21 protein-coding genes and 1 tRNA gene are annotated in these 18604 nt (G+C 64.1%); 18 read left to right on the top strand and 4 right to left on the bottom strand.

Going from position 1 to position 18604, the window contains the following annotated elements:
• Nucleotides 1-266 precede the first annotated feature (266 nt).
• Nucleotides 267-1625 carry a cytochrome P450 gene (locus ACOOHP_RS12930; RefSeq protein ID WP_420466831.1) on the bottom strand — a complete coding sequence of 453 codons (1359 nt, stop codon included), beginning with the start codon at nucleotides 1623-1625 and terminating at the stop codon, nucleotides 267-269.
• Nucleotides 1626-1705: 80 nt separating this feature from the next.
• Here ACOOHP_RS12930 and ACOOHP_RS12925 point away from each other — a divergent pair, with 80 nt between their 5' ends.
• The 18 genes from ACOOHP_RS12925 (at nucleotide 1706) to ACOOHP_RS12840 (ending at nucleotide 16165) form a co-directional block, all read left to right on the top strand.
• Nucleotides 1706-2722 (top strand): AraC family transcriptional regulator ligand-binding domain-containing protein, encoded by a 1017-nt coding sequence (locus tag ACOOHP_RS12925; protein WP_420466830.1) that lies wholly within the window; start codon nucleotides 1706-1708, stop codon nucleotides 2720-2722.
• 243 nt (nucleotides 2723-2965) lie between these two features.
• Nucleotides 2966-3835: a metal-dependent hydrolase gene (locus tag ACOOHP_RS12920; protein ID WP_420466829.1), complete on the top strand. Its 870-nt coding sequence runs from the start codon at nucleotides 2966-2968 to the stop codon at nucleotides 3833-3835.
• Between the two features lie 270 nt (nucleotides 3836-4105).
• On the top strand, nucleotides 4106-5548 hold the full coding sequence (gene lpdA, locus ACOOHP_RS12915; protein WP_420466828.1) for a dihydrolipoyl dehydrogenase: 1443 nt from the start codon (nucleotides 4106-4108) through the stop codon (nucleotides 5546-5548).
• Nucleotides 5545-6132 (top strand): YfaZ family outer membrane protein, encoded by a 588-nt coding sequence (locus tag ACOOHP_RS12910; RefSeq protein ID WP_420466827.1) that lies wholly within the window; start codon nucleotides 5545-5547, stop codon nucleotides 6130-6132. The genes lpdA and ACOOHP_RS12910 overlap by 4 nt, the downstream gene beginning before the upstream one ends.
• A gap of 151 nt (nucleotides 6133-6283) precedes the next feature.
• The gene (locus tag ACOOHP_RS12905) at nucleotides 6284-7000 is read left to right on the top strand and encodes a YebC/PmpR family DNA-binding transcriptional regulator (protein ID WP_420466826.1); all 717 of its coding nucleotides are present in this window, start codon (nucleotides 6284-6286) and stop codon (nucleotides 6998-7000) included.
• A 5-nt stretch (nucleotides 7001-7005) separates the two neighbouring features.
• A complete protein-coding gene (gene ruvC, locus ACOOHP_RS12900) occupies nucleotides 7006-7515 on the top strand; it encodes a crossover junction endodeoxyribonuclease RuvC (protein ID WP_420466988.1) in 510 nt (169 codons plus the stop codon).
• 5 nt (nucleotides 7516-7520) lie between these two features.
• Nucleotides 7521-8114, top strand: coding sequence for a Holliday junction branch migration protein RuvA (gene ruvA / locus ACOOHP_RS12895; RefSeq protein ID WP_420466825.1), 594 nt, complete (start codon nucleotides 7521-7523; stop codon nucleotides 8112-8114).
• A gap of 4 nt (nucleotides 8115-8118) precedes the next feature.
• Nucleotides 8119-9150, top strand: coding sequence for a Holliday junction branch migration DNA helicase RuvB (gene ruvB / locus ACOOHP_RS12890; RefSeq protein ID WP_420466824.1), 1032 nt, complete (start codon nucleotides 8119-8121; stop codon nucleotides 9148-9150).
• Entirely contained in the window at nucleotides 9147-9608 is a 462-nt protein-coding gene (gene ybgC / locus ACOOHP_RS12885) for a tol-pal system-associated acyl-CoA thioesterase (protein ID WP_420466823.1), read from the top strand. The genes ruvB and ybgC overlap by 4 nt, the downstream gene beginning before the upstream one ends.
• Before the next feature lie 93 nt (nucleotides 9609-9701).
• Nucleotides 9702-10382 carry a protein TolQ gene (tolQ, locus tag ACOOHP_RS12880; protein WP_420466822.1) on the top strand — a complete coding sequence of 227 codons (681 nt, stop codon included), beginning with the start codon at nucleotides 9702-9704 and terminating at the stop codon, nucleotides 10380-10382.
• A 46-nt stretch (nucleotides 10383-10428) separates the two neighbouring features.
• On the top strand, nucleotides 10429-10851 hold the full coding sequence (gene tolR, locus ACOOHP_RS12875) for a protein TolR (RefSeq protein ID WP_420466821.1): 423 nt from the start codon (nucleotides 10429-10431) through the stop codon (nucleotides 10849-10851).
• Nucleotides 10852-10857: 6 nt separating this feature from the next.
• Nucleotides 10858-11760 carry a cell envelope integrity protein TolA gene (tolA, locus tag ACOOHP_RS12870; RefSeq protein WP_420466820.1) on the top strand — a complete coding sequence of 301 codons (903 nt, stop codon included), beginning with the start codon at nucleotides 10858-10860 and terminating at the stop codon, nucleotides 11758-11760.
• A 100-nt stretch (nucleotides 11761-11860) separates the two neighbouring features.
• Nucleotides 11861-13150, top strand: coding sequence for a Tol-Pal system beta propeller repeat protein TolB (tolB, locus tag ACOOHP_RS12865; RefSeq protein WP_420466819.1), 1290 nt, complete (start codon nucleotides 11861-11863; stop codon nucleotides 13148-13150).
• Nucleotides 13151-13195: 45 nt separating this feature from the next.
• A complete protein-coding gene (pal, locus tag ACOOHP_RS12860) occupies nucleotides 13196-13735 on the top strand; it encodes a peptidoglycan-associated lipoprotein Pal (protein ID WP_420466818.1) in 540 nt (179 codons plus the stop codon).
• Between the two features lie 50 nt (nucleotides 13736-13785).
• Nucleotides 13786-14601 (top strand): tol-pal system protein YbgF, encoded by an 816-nt coding sequence (gene ybgF / locus ACOOHP_RS12855; protein ID WP_420466817.1) that lies wholly within the window; start codon nucleotides 13786-13788, stop codon nucleotides 14599-14601.
• Nucleotides 14555-15289, top strand: a complete 735-nt coding sequence (gene queE, locus ACOOHP_RS12850; RefSeq protein ID WP_420466816.1) for a 7-carboxy-7-deazaguanine synthase QueE — start codon at nucleotides 14555-14557, stop codon at nucleotides 15287-15289. The genes ybgF and queE overlap by 47 nt, the downstream gene beginning before the upstream one ends.
• 18 nt (nucleotides 15290-15307) lie before the next feature.
• Nucleotides 15308-16018 (top strand): 7-cyano-7-deazaguanine synthase QueC, encoded by a 711-nt coding sequence (gene queC, locus ACOOHP_RS12845; RefSeq protein WP_420466815.1) that lies wholly within the window; start codon nucleotides 15308-15310, stop codon nucleotides 16016-16018.
• Between the two features lie 71 nt (nucleotides 16019-16089).
• Nucleotides 16090-16165, top strand: a tRNA-Lys gene (locus tag ACOOHP_RS12840).
• A gap of 21 nt (nucleotides 16166-16186) precedes the next feature.
• On the opposite strand, the gene ACOOHP_RS12835 is transcribed toward ACOOHP_RS12840, so the two are convergent.
• The 3 genes from ACOOHP_RS12835 to ACOOHP_RS12825 form a co-directional block, all read right to left on the bottom strand.
• Complete coding sequence (locus ACOOHP_RS12835) at nucleotides 16187-17512, bottom strand: ATP-binding protein (RefSeq protein ID WP_420466814.1); 1326 nt, start codon at nucleotides 17510-17512, stop codon at nucleotides 16187-16189.
• Nucleotides 17513-17597: 85 nt separating this feature from the next.
• The gene (locus tag ACOOHP_RS12830; RefSeq protein ID WP_420466813.1) at nucleotides 17598-18275 is read right to left on the bottom strand and encodes a response regulator; all 678 of its coding nucleotides are present in this window, start codon (nucleotides 18273-18275) and stop codon (nucleotides 17598-17600) included.
• A 30-nt stretch (nucleotides 18276-18305) separates the two neighbouring features.
• Nucleotides 18306-18527 carry a hypothetical protein gene (locus ACOOHP_RS12825; RefSeq protein ID WP_420466812.1) on the bottom strand — a complete coding sequence of 74 codons (222 nt, stop codon included), beginning with the start codon at nucleotides 18525-18527 and terminating at the stop codon, nucleotides 18306-18308.
• Nucleotides 18528-18604: the final 77 nt, after the last annotated feature.

The following is an 18604-nucleotide window of genomic DNA, read 5'->3' as shown; positions in this document are numbered from 1 at the left end:
CTTCGCTCAGGACGACAGCTAGAGCGGTTTTCTTTGTACATAAATCGAAAATGCTCTAGCGGACGGGTGCACTCGGCAACACGGGGCCCGAGGGGCTCGTCCGAGCTTGGCCGGACAAGCTTGTCGCCGCGGATTTCACGGATCGGTACGAATCCAGGCATGCGACGCCCGCCCGGGCGCTGCCGGGCGCGTTTCCGTATTGATCGGTGTCGATCCGCGGCTAAAAGACCGTCAGGCCTCGCGCCGGCACAGGTCGGGAACGCGCTTCAGTTTCGTTCCAGCCGCACCGGCAGCCCGTCGCGCGGGTGCACGATAGGGGCCAGCTTGAACGGCGGGCCGTAATTTTCCGCCACCGAGATGCGCATGGCGGCGAGTAGCGGGTATAGCACCGCTTTGACCTGCATCTCGGCGAAATGCAGACCCAGGCACATGTGCGCACCGCCGCCGAACGGCGCCCACGCGAACGGATGACGCCGATGTTCGGCGCGCGCCGGCGAGAATCTCTCAGGATCGAAGCGGTCCGGATCGCTCCACCACTGCGCCAGGCGATGGGTGGCGACCGGGAAGATGTTGATCGAAGTGCCGGCCGGGATCCTATGGCCCTGGAACTCGATGTCGCGCAGGGTGCGCCGCAGAATCACGGTCAGCGGCGGGTACAGGCGCAGAGATTCGCGCAGCACCCATTCGATTTCTTCGAGTGCGGCCAGATCCTCGTACTCCGGAGCCGGTTTGCCCATGGCCACGATGGTGTCGCGCAGTCGCGCCTGCCATTCGGGCTGCGTGGCCAGCGCATAGACGATGGTGGTGAGCGCACTGGTGGTGGTGTCGTGCGCAGCCATCATCAGGAAAATCAGGTGGTCGACGATCTCGGTGTCGGAGTAGCGCTGACCATTTTCGTCCTCCGCACGACTCAACTGACTGAGCAGGTCGGTGCCCTGGCCGCCGCGCCGCGCCGCAATGCGCGACGCGATCAGCTGCGCCAGCCGGCGGCGTCCGGCCAGCCCGCGCTCGAACTTGCGGCCGATCACCGGTACCCGCAGCAGCGCGTTGGACGCCTCGACCAGATCGACGAAATCTCGGCTGACCTGATCGATTTCGGACTGCAGTTGCACGTCCAGAAAGACGTCTGCCGCCACTTCCAGAGTCAGGCGTTTCACCTCGGGATAGAACTTGAGATGCGAGGACTCCGACCACTGCGCGATGCGTTGGGCGATGCGCGGCGTCATGCGCGCCAGGTAGGCGGCCAGCGCTTCCTTGCGAAAGGCGGGCTGCATCAGACGCCGGTGATAGCGATGATCGTCGGCGTCGCGCAACATGAGGCCGCGCGGGAACAGCATGCCCAGCACCGGCTCCCAGCCCAGATAGGCGGAAAAATTTCCCGCGCGATCCAGCAGGACCAGTTCGTTGGCTTCGGCCGAGATCAGGTTCACCCGACGCTCGAACAGAAAGTTCGCGCGCGACACCGGTCCGTAGCGTTCCAGCACGTTGCGCGCGTACTGCAGGGGGTTGGCCAGAAACTCCAGCGAATTGCCGACCAGCGGCCAGCCGTCCGTGCCGGGGATGTGCTGCAGGGCGGAGGGCGCAATGCGCGGCAATTTCGAGTAGTAGGTTTGCAATGCGCTCATGGTGGAAGGAAATTGAACGACAGGTTTATTGTCTGCAGCATGCGACCCGCATTCAAGCGGCCCCCTTCATCACTGTCGGTGTGAACGTGCCTGACCAGGATCTGCCCATTCCGCTGATCACCCTGCCCAACTGGGTCAAGGCGGCGGGAGTTTGCGGCTTTGGCCTGGGACCGGTGCTCGATGAACTGGGCATCGCAGCCGATCTGTTGCATGTGGAGACCGCCACGGCCTCCAGCAGCGACATGGAGCGGTTGATGACGGCCTGCGTGGCCCGTTCGCGTCAGCGCCATTTTCCGCTGGTGCTAGGCGAGACCTTTGCCTTCCAGTATCTGCCGGAACTGGAAACCTTTCTGGCCACCAGCCGCAGCCTGCGCGAGTCCGCCCGGGTCTTCGACTGGCTGCGAGTGCTGCTCAATCCACATCTGCGCATGCAGCTGCACGAGACCGGCGACGTCGCCTGCCTGCGGCTGGACCCGATCGAGGGTCGCCCCAATCGCAGTTTCCAGTGGTTCGTGGAAGCAACGTTCGTGTCCGTGCTCAAGTTCGGAAGAGCCTTGCTGGGCGAGCGCGGCGATTTCGCGCGCGCCACTTTTCTGCACGTCCGTCCCGATTACGCGGATGAGGTGCAGCGGGTTCTGCGTCTGCCGCTGGCGTTTTCGCGACCGCACAACGAGCTGCAGATGCCCCGCCGATTGCTGGATCAGCCGCTGCAAGGGGCGTTCGACAGCTTGCACCAGCAGGCCGAGCAACGGGTGGCGCAGCGGCTGTCGACGCGGGTCGCGCCGCAGGCGATGGCGGGTCGGGTCGAGCAGTTGATGGAGGCGCACCCCGAATTGATGGGCCAGGGCATCGAGCACACGGCGCGCCACCTGGGCCTGCACGCGCGAACCCTGCAACGACGCCTGTCGATGGAGCAGCAGAGCTTCGCGGACCTGCAGAGCGCGTTGCGGCTGAAGCTGGCCAAGGTCTGGCTGGCCGACCCTGGGGTGGACATTGAAACCATCTCCGAGCGGCTGGGCTTCTCCGACCGACGCAGCTTCACGCGCGCGTTCCAGCGGTGGACGGGGCAGACCCCGAGCGGATTTCGGCGGGCGTAGCGCGGCTTTTGAGCAACCGACTGGATAACGGGATTTGAGGGCGTAACCGGCGAATCCCGGACGGGCTTTCGCAGTTCCTCGGCTTGTGTCTCCGGGACATCCCGTCGGGACCGAGATTCGGTCGGTTCCAGTACGCCCGAGCGCCGTGACGCGAAATGTTCCCTGGCGTCGTCGTCTGTCATTCTCGGTTCCCTGAGGTGTCACTACAGTCGGACCCATCAGGACGACCTCAGGAGCATGCAAATGGACGGTTCCAGCCCCTTCGAATCCCGCATCGTGCCGCGCCAGGGGCCGAATTTCGGCCTGGACGGCGACATCCCGCGCTACTGGTTCGGTGGCGATGCGTTCAAGACCCGTTTCTTCGACGCCATGTCACTGCTGTTTCCGGAAGGCGAGAAGTTCTTCATCCAGTGCGTCCGCGACTTTCGCGACCGTATCGGCGACCCCGAGCTGCAGGCCCAGGTGAAGGACTTCACCTACCAGGAAGGTCAGCACGGCATGGTGCATAACGCCTACAACGAACGCATCGCGCGCCAGGGTGTGGCGGTCGACAAGATCGTGGCTCAGGAGAAGCGCATTCTGAGCTGGTTTCGGCGCAATCTGCCGAAGGAATACACCATCGCCCACACGGCGGCGGTGGAACACGCCACCGCCATCATGGCGCACGGCTTCATGAACAATCCCGAGGTGTTCGCCGCCGCCGATGAGCGCATGCGTGCCCTGTACGTCTGGCACGGGGTGGAGGAGATCGAGCACAAGGGCGTGGCCTTCGACGTCATGCAGAAAGTGGCCGATGTCGGTTACGGGCCGCGGACTCTGGCGATGCTGTACGTCTCGGTCATGTTTCCGCTGCACACGTTTCTGATCATGCGTCACATGTTCGAGGTGGACGACGTGCCGAACCGTGCGCGGACCTGGGCCAAGGGCTTGTGGTGGCTGTACGGGCGGCGCGGGCTGATGACGCGCCTGCTGCCGCATTATCTGGCCTATTACCGGCCCGGCTTTCATCCGTGGAAAGCGGGGGATACGCAAGCCTACGCGCGCTGGCGCGAAGTTTTCGACAGCACTGGCGGCGACGCGATCGCTGCGTCCAACGCGCTGTTGCCGGCCTAGAACAGGCGTGCTGCCGAGACGGTTGACGCCCGGCCGCCGGGCGCAGATCCGGATGAGGCGCCGGCCTCGCGCCCGCTGAGCAAGCGGGCAGCCGAAGCACGGCGACGACACCGGCGCATCTGCCGGCAGCGCCGCGGTCCGGCTGCTTCCGAATTGTTCGCCGAGCCGCCACGCGCCGCGTGGATAGGACCAATCCCGGCCGGGCGGTATCGGGTGCCGGCCGCTACAATGTGGTCCCAGTCTGCAAGACCAGAGGATCTGCACCCGCTCATGAGCGACACCTACGATCTCATCGTGATCGGCGGCGGCACCGGCGGTTATCCCGCCGCCATCCGCGCCGGCCAACTCGGTATGAAAGCCGTCTGTATCAACGCCTGGCTCAACCGCGACAACAAGCCGGCCTACGGCGGCACCTGCCTCAACGCCGGATGTATTCCGTCCAAGGCACTGCTGGAATCGTCGGAGATGTTCCATCGCGCCGGCCACGAACTGGCAACGCACGGGGTCAAGGTGAGCCCGCCGGAGCTCGACCTGGCCGCCATGCAGGCGCGCAAGAACAAGATTTCGGCCGCACTCACTGGCGGAATCGGTGCGCTGTTCAAGGCCAACGGCGTCACCGGCCTGGAAGGCGTTGCCCGCCTTCTGGGCGACGGCAAAGTCGAATACACCTCGCACGGTGGCGAGAAGAAGGTGCTCAACGCCAAGCACATCATCGTCGCAACCGGTTCGGAACCGGTGGAGCTGAAGATCGCACCGTTCGATCACGAGCGCATCTGCGACTCCTGGGACGCATTGGATTTCACGGCGGTGCCGAAGCGGCTCGGCATCATCGGTGCTGGCGTTATCGGCGTGGAGCTGGGCAGCGTATGGGCGCGCCTGGGGTCCAAGGTCACGATCCTGGAGGCCATGCCGAGCTTCCTGCCGATGGTGGACCAGACCATCGCCAAGGACGCGCAGCGGCAGTTCGCCAGGCAGGGGCTGGATATCCGTCTGGGCGCCAAGGTGCTGGGCGCCAAGACCAAGGGCAAGGAAGTGGCGGTCGAATACGAATCCGAGGGCAAGAAGCAGTCGGAGTCGTTCGACAAGCTGATCGTGGCTGTGGGACGCCGGCCATACACCGAGGGGCTCAACGCCGAAGGCGTGGGCCTGGAGCTGGACCCGCGCGGTTTCGTGAAAGTCGACAAAAATTACAAGACCAATCTGGCGGGCGTCTACGCAACCGGTGACGTCATCGGCGGCCTGATGCTGGCGCACAAGGCCATCGAAGAAGGTGTCGCGCTGGTCGAGCAGCTGCACGGCGAGAAGACCGAGGTCAATTACAACGCGGTGCCCAGCGTGATCTACACCGCGCCCGAGGTGGCCTGGGTGGGATTGTCCGAAGAGCAGGCCAAGGCGGCCGGCTTTGACGTCAAGACCGGCACCAGCCCCTTCGCCGCCAACGGCCGCGCCAAGGCCCTGGAAGCTGCGACCGGGACGGTCAAGGTGATCTCGGACGCCAAGAGCGATCGCATCCTCGGGGTGCACATGGTCGGGCCTTACGTGTCGGAAATTCTGCAGTCGGTGGTGGTAGCGCTGGAGTTCGGCGCCACCACGGCGGACCTGCAGCTGACCATGCACGGTCACCCGACCCTGGCCGAAGCGCTGCACGAGGCCTATCTGGCGGTGGACGGTCGCGCCGTGCACGCCATCAACAAGAAAAAGGCGGCGGCATGATGGCGGATCGGACGCGCTGCGGCCTGCTGGCCGCCCTTCTCATCGCCGCAACCGGAACCGCCCACGCCGAAGTGCTGGACATCAATCTCTCCGGCGACACTGCGCGCCTGGCGATCAGCGGTCCGCTGTCGCGCGTCATCAACAGCGCCAACGGCGAGTACGACGTCGGCGGCCTGTTTGGCGACGATGACCGCGACGACAACATCGTCGCCGTGCATGCCGGTGCGCTGCTCACCGGCGATGCCGGGGCACGCCAAGCCAACGTGACCGCGGGCTTGGGCGCGCGGCTCCAATACATCAACGGTGATCGCGACGATGGTGGTGCGCTGGAGCTGGGTGGCAGGGTGGAAGTGCGCGTGCCGGGCTATGAGCGGATCGGCTTTTCGGCCTATGCTTGGTACGGGCCGGAACCCGCCAGCTTCGGTGACGTCGAGGACGTCTTCGAGTACGCCGCCGCGCTGGACTATCAGTTACTGCGCGACGCTTCTCTGTACGTCGGTTACCGCAAGCTGTCGGTCGATGTCGATCGTCCACGCGACCTCGAAGAAGACGGCGTACACGGCGGCATCCGGCTGAACTTCTGAAACCTATGGTCATGTCTGTAGTGATGGATCTGGCCGTGCTGGCCCTCACCCCACTGCCGACTCTGTCGGCCTCAGCTCCTTCGGAGCTTTCAACCCCCTCTCCCGCTGCGCGGGCGAGGGACAGAAGTCTCGTTGCGCGAGGAACGTGTTAATGGGACGTGGACCGAGTATCGAGGGCCGCAAGAACGCGGTCGACGCGCAGAAGGCCAAGGTCTTCACCAAGTTGGTGCGCGAGATCGCGCTGGCGGTGAAGCAGGGCGGTGGCGATCCAGCGGGCAATTCGCGCCTGCGGCTGGCCGTCGACCGCGCGCTGGACGCCAACATGACCCGCGACAAGGTTGAGGCCGCGATCAAGCGCGCCAGTGGTGCCGGCGCCGACGCCTCCACCGAAATTCGTTACGAGGGTTATGCCCCGGGTGGCGTGGCGGTGCTGGTGGATTGCGTGACCGATAATCCCACCCGCACGGTTGCCGACGTGCGCCATGCGTTTTCCAAAGTCGGCGGCAATCTGGGCACCAGCGGCTCGGTGGCCTTTCAGTTCGCGCAGGTAGGCCAGCTCTGGTTCGAAACCGGTGCGGACGCCGCGCTAGAGGATCGGCTGCTTGAGGCTGCCCTGGAGGCCGGTGCCGACGATGTGCAATGTGTCGACGGCTGGTGCGAGGTGCTGACGCAGCCCGCCGCCCTGGAACAGGTCAAGAAAAATCTCGCCGAGGGCGGCTTCGTGGCGCAGCAGGCACGCGTCACCATGCGCCCCGGCAACCCGGTGGCGGTGGCGGGCGAGACCGCTGTGGAGGTGCAGAAACTGATCGACCGGCTGGAAGAGCTGGACGACGTGCAGGACGTGTTCCACAACGCCGAGCTGCCTTGAATGCCGTGCGTATCCTGGGTGTCGACCCCGGCTCGCGCTATACCGGCTATGGCGTCATCGAATGCGTGCAGGGACGTAGTCGTCTGATCGTTGCCGGACGCCTCGACGTGCGCGCCGGTGAAATGTCGCAGCGGTTGCTGGCGGTGTTCGAGGGTCTGGCCGACTTGATCCGCGAGTTCCGGCCTGACCAGGCGGCGGTGGAGGAAACCTTCGTCAATCGTGTCAACGCCGCCAGTGCGTTGGTACTCGGGCAGGCGCGCGGCGCCGCAGTCTGCGCCTGCGCGCAGGCGGGGCTGCCAGTGGCCGAGTACGCGGCGGCGCAGGTCAAGCTCGCCATCGTCGGCAACGGTCGCGCCGACAAGGATCAGGTCGCGCACATGGTCAGGGTGTTGCTCAACACGCGCGAAGCACTGGCGGCCGATGCGGCCGATGCCCTGGCCGTTGCGCTGACCCATGCGCACGTGGGCTCGACCGTGCGACGGACCGGCGATGCGCTCAAGCGGGCCTGGGGGTAAGCAGAATGATCGGCCGCCTCACCGGAAAACTCGCTGCCAAGGCCCCCCCGCAATTGCTGATCGATGTCGGCGGCGTCGGCTACGAATGCGAGGCGCCGATGTCGACGTTCTACAAGCTCCCGGAACTGGGCATGACGATCAGCCTGCTGACGCATCTCACGGTGCGGGAGGATGCGCATTTGCTGTACGCGTTCGGCAGTGCGCCGGAGCGTCAGCTGTTCCGCGACCTGATCAAGATTTCCGGCGTTGGACCCAAGATCGCTCTCGCGATCCTGTCGGGGCTTTCGGTGGCGGATTTTTGGGCGATCGTGCGTGAGGCGCAGATCACCCGCCTGACCAAAGTGCCGGGTGTCGGCCGCAAGACCGCCGAGCGCCTGGTGGTGGAGTTGCGCGATCGGGCTGGGGTGATCGGCGACGGCAGCATCGTTTCCGTCGCTGGCATAGCCGGCCCCAGCAGTCCCTTGCAGGAGGCGCGTGCGGCGCTGGAGGCGCTGGGTTACCGGCCGGCCGAGGCGCAGCGCCTGGCCGACGCCGTTACTGGAGAAGGCCTCAGCGCCGAGCAGATCATCCGCGAAGCCCTGAAGCGTGCGGTACGCTGAACCCATGAGCAGCGAAAGCCGTCTGGTATCCGCCCGGGAAACTGGCGACGAAGAGCGCATCGAGCGCGCCATCCGGCCGCATCGCCTGGCGGAATACGTGGGACAGCCGGCAGTGCGCGAGCAGATGGACATCGCCATCGAAGCGGCGCGTCGGCGTAACGAGGCGCTGGACCACGTGCTGATCTTCGGCCCGCCAGGGCTGGGCAAGACCACGTTGGCGCACATCCTGGCGGCGGAAATGGGCGTCAATCTGCGTCAAACCTCTGGGCCGGTGCTGGAGAAAGCCGGCGATCTGGCGGCGCTGCTGACTAACCTGGAGCCGCGCGATCTGTTGTTCGTCGACGAGATCCATCGCCTGTCGCCAGTGGTCGAAGAAGTGCTGTATCCGGCGATGGAGGACTACCAGCTCGACATCATGATCGGCGAGGGTCCGGCGGCGCGTTCGATCCGTCTGGATCTGCCGCCGTTCACCCTGGTGGGCGCGACCACGCGTGCCGGCGCGCTCACCAGCCCGTTACGCGACCGTTTCGGTATCGTGCAGCGGCTGGAGTTCTACTCTGTCGAGGATCTTGCGCACATCGTCCTGCGTTCGGCCGGCATTCTTAAAACGCCGATCGAGGCGCCGGGGGCGCTGGAGATCGCGCGTCGCGCGCGCGGTACACCGCGGATCGCCAATCGCCTGCTGCGCCGTGTACGGGACTATGCCGAGGTTCGTGGCGACGGGCTGGTGACGCAAGCGGCCGCCGGGGATGCGCTGCGGATGCTGGACGTGGACAGTAACGGCTTCGATCTGATGGATCGCAAACTGCTGATGGCACTGATCGAACGTTTCGACGGCGGACCGGCGGGGGTCGACAATCTGGCCGCAGCCATCGGTGAGGCGCGGGATACCATCGAAGACGTGATCGAACCCTACTTGATCCAGCAAGGCTATCTGATGCGCACGCCGCGGGGCCGGGTCGCCGGTCGGCTGGCCTACCAGCATTATGGGCTGAAGGCGCCGGAGCGCCCCGGAGCGGGGGACCTGTTCGCATGAGGCACCGGAATGGGGACGGACAGGGCGGTCGCCTGAGCGGATTCGTCTGGCCCGTCCGTGCCTACTGGGAGGATACCGATGCCTCCGGCGTGGTCTATCACGCCAACTACCTGCGCTGGTTCGAGCGCGGGCGCACCGAATGGCTGCGCTCGCTTGGGCACGATCAAGAGTCCATGCGCATTCAACTGGGCATCGCGTTCACGGTGGCTTCATTGGAAATCCGGTACTTACGACCGGCGCGACTGGACGATGCGCTCGAGGTACAGGTGCAGATCGAGCAGGCCAGACGCGCGAGCCTGGAATTCTTGCAGCGCTTGCATCGGGTCGCCGATGGTGAATTGCTGTCCGAGGCCAGGGTCCGGGTGGGCTGCGTGGATGCCGCCACGTTCCGGCCCCGATCATTGCCCGAACTCGGTATCGGCCGGGAAGCGGACCGCAAGTTTTCAGAGTCTGGATAGCACTTCGCATAGAATCCGCGGTTACGGCTCCGGCTTTGCGTGGGATGCCGGTCGCTCAACCCCTGTCGTCATCGACCCTCGTTCAAAGAACACATGAATGCCGATCTCTCCATTACCCATCTGATCCTGCAGGCCAGCCTGCTGGTGCAGGCCGTCATGGCCATCCTGGTGTTGGCCTCGGTGGTCTCCTGGGCGGTGATCCTGTCCAAGCGATCCCTGCTGGCTCGCACGCGCCAGGCTTCCGAGAAATTCGAGGAGCGGTTCTGGTCCGGGGGCAATCTGGCCGATCTGTACGAATCGGTGACCCGCAACAAGGAAACCGACGGACTGGTCCCGATCTTTTCCGCCGGCTTCGAGGAATATCGACGCCAGCAGCAGGGTGGACATTCGGATCCCGACGATTCCATCGCCGCGGTGCATCGTCAGATGCGGGTCACCCACGTGCGCGAAGTCGAGCGCCTCGAAGGCGGCCTCGCACTGCTCGCCACCATCGGATCCACCAGCCCCTACATCGGCCTGTTCGGCACCGTGTGGGGCATCATGAATGCGTTCATCGGCATCGGCAGCATGAAGCAGGCCACGCTTGCGGTGGTGGCACCCGGCATTGCCGAGGCCCTGATCGCGACCGCCATGGGCTTGTTTGCCGCGATTCCCGCCGTCATCGCCTACAACTTCTTTACACGCAGCGTGGAGAGTCTGGAGAACCAGTACTCGACCTTTGCCGAAGAAATGATCGGCATCATCGAGCGCGGTCTGCGCGGCGGGAAGAACTGAAATGGGCGCATCGGTCTCCGGCGGCCGCGTAGGCGGCAAGCGCCGAATGAATGCCGATATCAACGTCGTGCCGTATATCGACGTGATGCTGGTGCTGCTGATCATCTTCATGGTCACCGCCCCCTTGCTGACGCAAGGCGTTGACGTTCAGCTGCCGCAGACCGAGGCGGCGCCGCTGACCATCGACGACGAGCCGCTGACTTTGTCGGTGAATCGCGACGGACAGATGTTTCTCAATCGCGGCGAGAAAGCGGGGGAGCCCCTCGAAGACGCCGAAGTGGTCAGGATCGCCGGAGCCATCGCGCGAAATGCCGAACCCGGCAACGACCAGATGGTGCTGGTCGAAGGCGACAGCCAGGCCGACTACCAGTTCGTGGCCAAGGCCATGACGTTGCTGCAGACCGCTGGCGTCAAGAAAATCGGCTTCGTGACCGACCCGGTCGACATCGCTGGCGAAGGTACGCCCTAGCTCCAAATGCCTTTTCATTCTCGACACGTCCTCTCGGCAACGGGTCTGCACCTGCTGCTGTTCGTGTTTCTGGTGATCGGCGTGCGGTGCACGCCCAAGATGTCGCCGCCGCCGGTGATCGAGGCGCTGGTGATCACCGGACAGAACAAGGAAGGCAAGCTCAAGACCGAGCCGCCGCCGCCGCCGGTGGAAGAGCCCTTGCCCGAACCGGAACCCGAGCCGCCTGCGCCCGAACCCGAGCCCGAGCCGCCGCCGCCGGAGCCGGAACCCGAGCCAGAGCCAGAGCCGGAACCTGAACCGCCGAAGCCGGACCCGGAGATCGAAAAGCGCAAGATCGAGGAAGAGCGCGTCAAGCGCGAGCTCGAGATCAAGCGTCAGGCCGAAATCCAGCGCAAGAAGGCCGAAGAGGAAAAGAAGAAGAAGGAAGCCGAGGAAGCCAAACGCAAGGCCGAGGAAGAGCGCAAGCGCAAAGAGGAGGAAGAGCGCAAACGCAAGGAAGAGGAAAAGCGCAAGGCCGACGAGGAACGCAAGCGCAAGGAAGAAGAGCAACGCCGTCTGCAGCAGATGATGGAAGATTCGCTTGCTCGCGAGGCCGAGGCCAGGGCCGAGGCGGCCCGCATCGGCGAAGTGCAGAAGACCTGGGCGCAGGAACTCAACGAGCACATCCGTTCGCGCTGGCTGCGCCCACCAGGGCTGCCGACCGGTTTGCGCTGCCAGGTGCGCATCGAGATTCTGCCCAACGGTGAGGTGGTGGCGGTGACGATCATCCGCAGTTCCGGAAACGCGGCGTTCGATGTCTCGGTCGAGAACGCGGTCTACAAGTCGAGCCCGTTGCCGCTGCCCTCGGATCCGAAGGCATTCGAGCGCGTGCTGGAGCCGACCTTCACGCCCGAGAGCCTCGGATACTGATGGTGCCGCGGATGTTCGTTCATATTCGGGCGACTTCTGCGACCGTCGGTTTAGAATGCGTCTGCGATTTTCCAACCTGAATCCGACTGATACCGTTCCTATGCGATACACGATCAGAGTGCTGTTCCTCCTGCTGAGCCTGGGGTGGGCCCAGACCGCGCTGGCACAGCTTCAGTTTGAAGTCACCGGCGGCGCCACCGGCGCCCAGCCGATTGCCATCGTGCCGTTCGCCGCCAACGAAGGGCTGATGGACATCGCCGAGGTGGTAGAGGGCGACCTCGTCCGCAGCGGCCTGTTTTTCGCGCTGCCACGGACCGACATGCTGGAGCGTCCTTCCGATCCCAAACAGATCGACTACCGCAACTGGCGCGCGGTCAACATGGACAACGTGGTGATCGGCAGCGTGCGTCGAGATCCCGGCTCCGACCGCGTCTCGGTGCGGTTCTACCTGTACGACGTTTTGCGCGGAGAGCAGCGCCTGGGGTTTGAAATGCCGCCAGCCGAGCCCACGCAGTTGCGCTATACCGCCCACCAGATCGCCGACCTAATTTTTGAAAACCTGACGGGTATCCCAGGTGTTTTCAACACCAAGATCACCTACGTTGCGTCCAAGGGTTTCGGACTGGATCGAACCTACGCGCTGATGGTGGCCGATTGGGATGGCGAGAATCCCCGCACCATTGCCACTTCGCGCGAGCCGCTGATGTCGCCGCAGTGGGCGCCCGACCGCCGCCGCCTGGCATACGTTGGATACGAGCGCGGCCGTTCATCGATCTATATCCATGAGATCGCCACCGGAAAGGTGCGTAAACTGGTGTCGGAGAAGGGAATTAACGGCTCGCCGGCGTGGTCTCCGGACGGCACTCAGGTGGCGGTAACTCTGTCGTACGAAAACAATCCCGATATCTACATCATCGATGTCGGCACCGGGGTGAAACGCCGCATGACCACCACCGACGGAATCGATACCGAGGCCGCTTGGTCGCCCGATGGGCAGTCCCTGGTGTTTACCTCCGAGCGTGGCGGGCCGCCGCAGATCTACCAGATGTCGGTCAATGGGGGCGAAGCAAAAAGATTGACTTTTGAGGGTCGTCAGAACCTGAGAGCCAGCTATTCCCCCGATGGCAAAACTCTGGCGCTGGTCAACCTCAACAATTCTCGCTATCGTATTGCGCTGCTTGAATTGGCTTCCGGTTCGCTGCGCATGCTCAGCGATGGTCCGTTCGACGAAGGTCCGAGCTTTGCCCCAAACGGTGCGGCGATCATTTACGCCACGCAGGGAGGGAAGGGAGCGGAGCTTGCGACGGTGAGCACTGACGGGCGCATTCGGCAACGACTGCGCCAGTCTGGGGACGTCAGGGAACCGGCTTGGTCTCCATTGCAGCGTTAAGTTCCGAACAATCATCAGTCGTAAAAACTTTCCAGGAGTTTCAAGATGGTCAAGCAGCTAATTCTCGGGTCCGTGGTTGCGCTCGGTCTCGTCATGTCGGGGTGTGCCAGCAAGTCCAACAAGTCTGCGGGAGCGGGCGCAGGGGCTGGAGCCGGCGACGCCGGTTCCGGTAGTGGTCTGTCCACAAGCCCGGGCGATACCGGTGGTGCCGGCGCGGGCACCGGCTTGGCGCAGGACGATATCAAGGCGATGTCGCTGGTCGAGCGATCCGTTTACTTCGAATTCGATAGCGTCGATCTCGATAGTGCCGGCCAGACCACCGTTGCCCGGGTCGGCCGCTACCTGGCCGCCAATCCCACTGCACGTGTGCGCCTGGAAGGCCATGCCGACGAACGCGGTACCCGTGAATACAACGTAGGTCTGGGCGAACGCCGTGCCAATGCGGTGCAGTCGGCGCTCCTGTCGGCGGGTGCTACGGCAGCCCAGCTGGCGCTCGTCAGCTATGGCGAAGAGCGTCCTGCAGACCCGGGCCACGATGAGGCAGCGTGGGCAAAGAATCGCCGCGTCGAGATCATGCCGCTCTGATCCGATTGCGATTCGCTGCTCCTCCACATGATCCTCGGAGTCTGCTAGACATGGTGTCGGACCGTCGGAATTCTCGATTGATCGCAGTTTGCCTGGCCGCCACATGGCTGGCGGGATGCGCGGATTTCGGCGGTCCCATCAGCGATTCGTCCAGCAATGTGCTGTCGCCGCAGGAACGGCGCCTCCAGGAGGTGGAGACCAAGACGGCTCAGTTGATCCGTCGAATGGACTCTGTGAATCCCGGGCAGACCGATCAAGAGATGATGCGTATCCGAGAGGATTTGCGTGTGCTGCGCGGAGAGATCGAGAAGCTGCAGTTCGACATGCAGAGTCGCGAGCGCAGCAATAAAGATCTGCTGGTCAGCTACGACCGCCGCCTGCAGCAGCTAGAGCAAGGGGCGACCGGCGCGGTGATCGGGTCGACGGTACCGACCACAATCCCGGGTACGATTGCTGCTGCCAACACGCCCAAGGCCGCAGTGGCGACCCCCGAGGAAGAGCGCGCGTATCTGGGTACATTCGATCTGCTGAAGAACGGCAAGTACGACGAGGCCATCAGAGGCTTTGCCGACATGCTGGAGCAGTGGCCTCAGGGTCGGTATGCCGACAACGGCTGGTATTGGAAGGGCGAAGCGCAGATGGTCAAGCGCGACTACGCCGGAGCCGCCAGCAGCTTCCGTTCGCTGATCGGCGGCTTCAGTTCCAGCCCTAAGATGGCCGACGGGCTGTACAAGCTGGGCCTGGCCCAGGTCGAGCTCAAGCAGAATGCAGAGGCACGTGCGTCCTTGCAACGTGTCGTGCAAGAGTTTCCCAGTTCGAATGCCGCCAACCTCGCCCGGCAGAAGCTGCAACAACTTGGCGGCTGAAGTACAGCACCCGCCGGTCTATAGCGCGTCGTCGACCGCACAGGACGCCGCCCGGGTCCGAATCAGCGAAATCTTCTTCTCGCTGCAAGGTGAGAGCAGCCGGGTGGGGTTGCCCACTACGTTCATCCGCCTGACCGGCTGCCCCTTGCGCTGTCGCTACTGCGACACGTCGTACGCGTTTCACGGCGGACAGTGGAGCAGCTTCGATGAAATCCTGGGCCTAGTCGGTCGGTTCCGCACGCCCTACGTGTGCGTCACCGGCGGCGAGCCACTGGCACAGAAGGCCTGCTTTGCGCTGCTGACCCGTCTCTGCGATGCGGGTTGCCTCGTCTCGCTGGAGACCAGCGGTGCTTTGGATGCCGGACAAGTGGATGCGCGCGTACTGCGTGTGATCGACATAAAGACGCCCGGCTCCGGCGAGGCGCAGCGCAATCTGTGGGCCCAATTCGATCGCCTGCGCGCCAGCGACGAGGTCAAATTCGTGATCTGCAACCGCGCGGACTACGAATGGGCGCGGGAACAAGTGAGCTCACGCGGCCTGGCCCGGGCCTGCACGGTGTTGTTCTCCCCCAGTCACGGGCAGGTCGAGGGCGCCGAGTTGGCCGACTGGATTCTCGCCGATCAACTCCCGGTCAGATTCCAGAGCCAGTTGCACAAGGCTCTCTGGGGCGCTGCTCCGGGCCGTTGAGGCAGGCCACAGGCGCTCATGGAACCAAGCCCGCAAATTCGTCGCGCTATCGTGCTGCTGTCGGGTGGCCTGGATTCGGCCACGGTACTCGCCATGGCGCGCGAGCAAGGGTACGAAACCCATACGCTGGCGGTCGCGTACGGCCAGCGCCATCTGGCGGAAGTCCGGGCTGCCGAGCGCGTTGCGCAGCGCTTGCAGGCCGCGACGCATCGGCTCATGCAAGTCGATCTGGCGCAGCTCGGTGGTTCGGCACTGACCGACCCGCATATCGAAGTGCCGAACCACCCTACCAGTGGTATCCCGGCGACTTATGTTCCGGCCCGCAATACGCTCTTTCTGTCCCTGGCACTGGGCTGCGCCGAGGTGTTGGGCGCGCAGGATCTGTTTATCGGCGTCAATGCCGTCGACTACTCGGGATACCCGGATTGTCGCCCTGAGTTCATCGAGAGTTTCCAGAACCTGGCGCAACTGGCCACCCGCACGGGGACTGAGGGCGGTCGTTTCCGTGTCCACGCGCCGCTGATCCATCTGAGCAAGGCCCAGATCGTCGCAGAAGGCGTGCGTTTGCGCGTCGATTACGCCGAGACGGTCTCTTGCTACCGTGCCGACGATCAGGGGCGCGCCTGCGGTCGCTGCGATTCATGTCGACTGCGTGCGCAAGGTTTCCGCGAGGCCGGTGTGGCAGATCCGACCCGCTATCGGGACGGAAGGGTTTCGTCCGCCCCTTGATCCGGTATCATTGCGGCCCGTTTGCGCTGCCTGGGCTGAAGGATCGCAAGCATGGACATCAAGACATCCACGGGTCGTTAGCTCAGCCGGTAGAGCAGCTGGCTTTTAACCAGTTGGTCGATGGTTCGAACCCATCACGACCCACCAATCCAGTCGTCGATCTGCGGGCTACACCGGTAGCCAGATGGCGACTCGCGCGCCGCCCGCTTCGGATCGGCCCAATTCGATCCGGCCTTCGTAGGCCTTGATGATTTCGTATACCGCGGCCAGGCCGATGCCTTGGCCGGGCTTCTGCGTATCGGCACGTACACCTCGCCGCAACAGCTCGTAGGCCTCTTCGGGAAAACCCGGCCCGTCGTCGTCTATGCGAATGAAGTTCGACGCTCCTTGTTGTCCGAAACGGACCGAGATGCGCGAGGCGCCGTATTTGCAGGCGTTGTCCAGCAGGTTCCCGAGCATCTCGAACAGGTCGCCGCTGTCGGCGCGCAGGCGAAACGACGGCGGAGCCTCGAAGGCAAAGCGGATCGGCTGATCGGCGTAAACCTTGAGCAATGCGTCGGCGATCTTCTCCGCGATGGGACGTGGAGCTACCGGCTCGGCCAGGGTCCGTCGTCCAGCCGTTGCGGCCTTGCGCAACTGGTAGTCGGTGATCTGTTGCATGAGCATGAGCTGGTCGCGCAGCGCAGGGCGTAGATCTTCCGGAATCCGCGATTCTTCGCCAATGCCCCGCAATACTGCCATCGGCGTCTTGAGGCTGTGCGCAAGGTCGCCCAAGGCATGGCGGTACCGGTTTTGCTGGTTGCGCTCGCTGCGGATCATGGCGTTGAGTCCCTGCGCCAGCGGTTGCAGCTCGTCCGGGTATTCGGTCTGAATTTCGCCGCGCTGGCCTTTTTCGATCGCCTGCAGCTCCGCAATCAATTTGCGTAAGGGCGCGAGTCCCCAACGCAACACCAGGTACTGCACCAGCAGCAAACCGGCAGCGGCGGCCGCCAGCCAGAACCACAGCTCGCGGCGGTAGGTCTGCAGCTGGCGATTGAAACTGGTGGCGTCCTCGATCACGACGAAGGTGTAACGCTTGGGGTCGTCTTCCAGATCGATCCATCGCAAGCCGTAACTCAGCGCGAACGTGGACGGCTGATCCCTTTGTTCGAACAGCCACTGTCCGACCTCGGGCACCGGCGGTGCGGGCATTTCCAGGAAGTCGGTGGAGGTCCAGGCCAGCAGTCCCTGCTCATCGAACAATGCGGCCTGCAGTCCACTGGCTGGCTGCATCAGGCGCCGATCTGAAATATCGTCCGATGCCACGGTGAGGTCGCCGTCGGCATTGGTTCTGGCTGCGGCCAGCAGGGAGTAGACCAGACCCTCCAACTTGTCTCTTTGGGCTTGCAGCGTGCTGTCGCGGAACGCGCTGTCCAGCACGGCCGCAGTCAGCAGGAAGAACGCCGTCAGAACGACGGAGGCTGCCACCAGCAAGCGCGCGCGCAGAGAACTCATGCTGCCATTCTAGGCGCCGCCTGCCGCGCAAAGCGGCGCCCGCAGGCGGTTGCGTCGCACCCTCGGGTTCGTACCGCGACGGTCTTCAGCTGCGCGGTAAGTCCCAGCGATATCCGCTTCCACGCAGGGTCGTGATGGGCGCCATGCTGCCGTCGGGATCCAGCTTGCTGCGCAAGCGCCGGATGAAGACTTCGATCACGTTGCTGTCGCGCTCGTCTTCTTCAGCATAGAGATGCTCGGTCAGCGTCGACTTGGAAACGACCTCGCCAGCGTGCAGGATCAGGTATTCCAGCACCTTGAACTCGTAGGCGGTCAGTTCCACCGTCTTGTCGTTGACGGTGACCGACTTGGCGGTGGTGTCGACCGTCACCGGACCGCAACTGAGCTGAGGCTGTGCCCAGCCGCCGGAACGACGCAGCAGCGCCCGCGCCCTTGCCAGCAACTCCTCGCGATGGAATGGCTTGACCAGGTAATCGTCGGCGCCTGCTTCAAGGCCCTCGACCTTGGTCTGCCAGCCGTCGCGCGCGGTGAGAATCAAGATCGGAAATCCGCGGCCGGCCTTGCGCGCCTTGCGGATGATATCGATACCGCTGGCGCCAGGCAGTCCCAGGTCGATGATGGCGATATCGACCGGATACTCGGTGGCCATGTACATGCCGTTCTCGCCGTCCGCGGCCTGATCCACCGCAAAACCTTCATCGGCAAACATCTGGGTGACTTGACCGCGCAGGTGCGGGTCGTCCTCGATAACCAGGGCTCGCATGGAAAACTCCTTGTGTTGTGCTTTTAGTGGCTAGCGGCCGGAAATGAACACCACGCGGACGTCGCCGTCGCGCAGCAGTTTGACGCGGTAACCGTCGCCTGACGGATCGACGCTCAGCACCTTGCCGCCGCCATAACGTTTCTGTGCTTCTCGTGCAGCCTGAGCCGGTGTCATTCCCCGCGACCGCTGATCGATCAGCGAATCGGGGGGGCGTATGTCAGTGCCGGGCAGGCCACCCAAAAAATCCTTCATGCGCGCGCTCCCCGAGAGGCTGGACAACAAGCCCACCGCGCACAGCAGCATGCAGAGCGTTCGCCTCAACATCTCGT

The organism is Panacagrimonas sp. (genome assembly GCF_965216805.1).
Classification (GTDB): Bacteria; Pseudomonadota; Gammaproteobacteria; order Nevskiales; family Nevskiaceae; genus Panacagrimonas.
The sequence above is the reverse complement of the archived record's forward strand: the minus strand, read 5'-3'. Positions and strand labels throughout refer to the sequence as shown.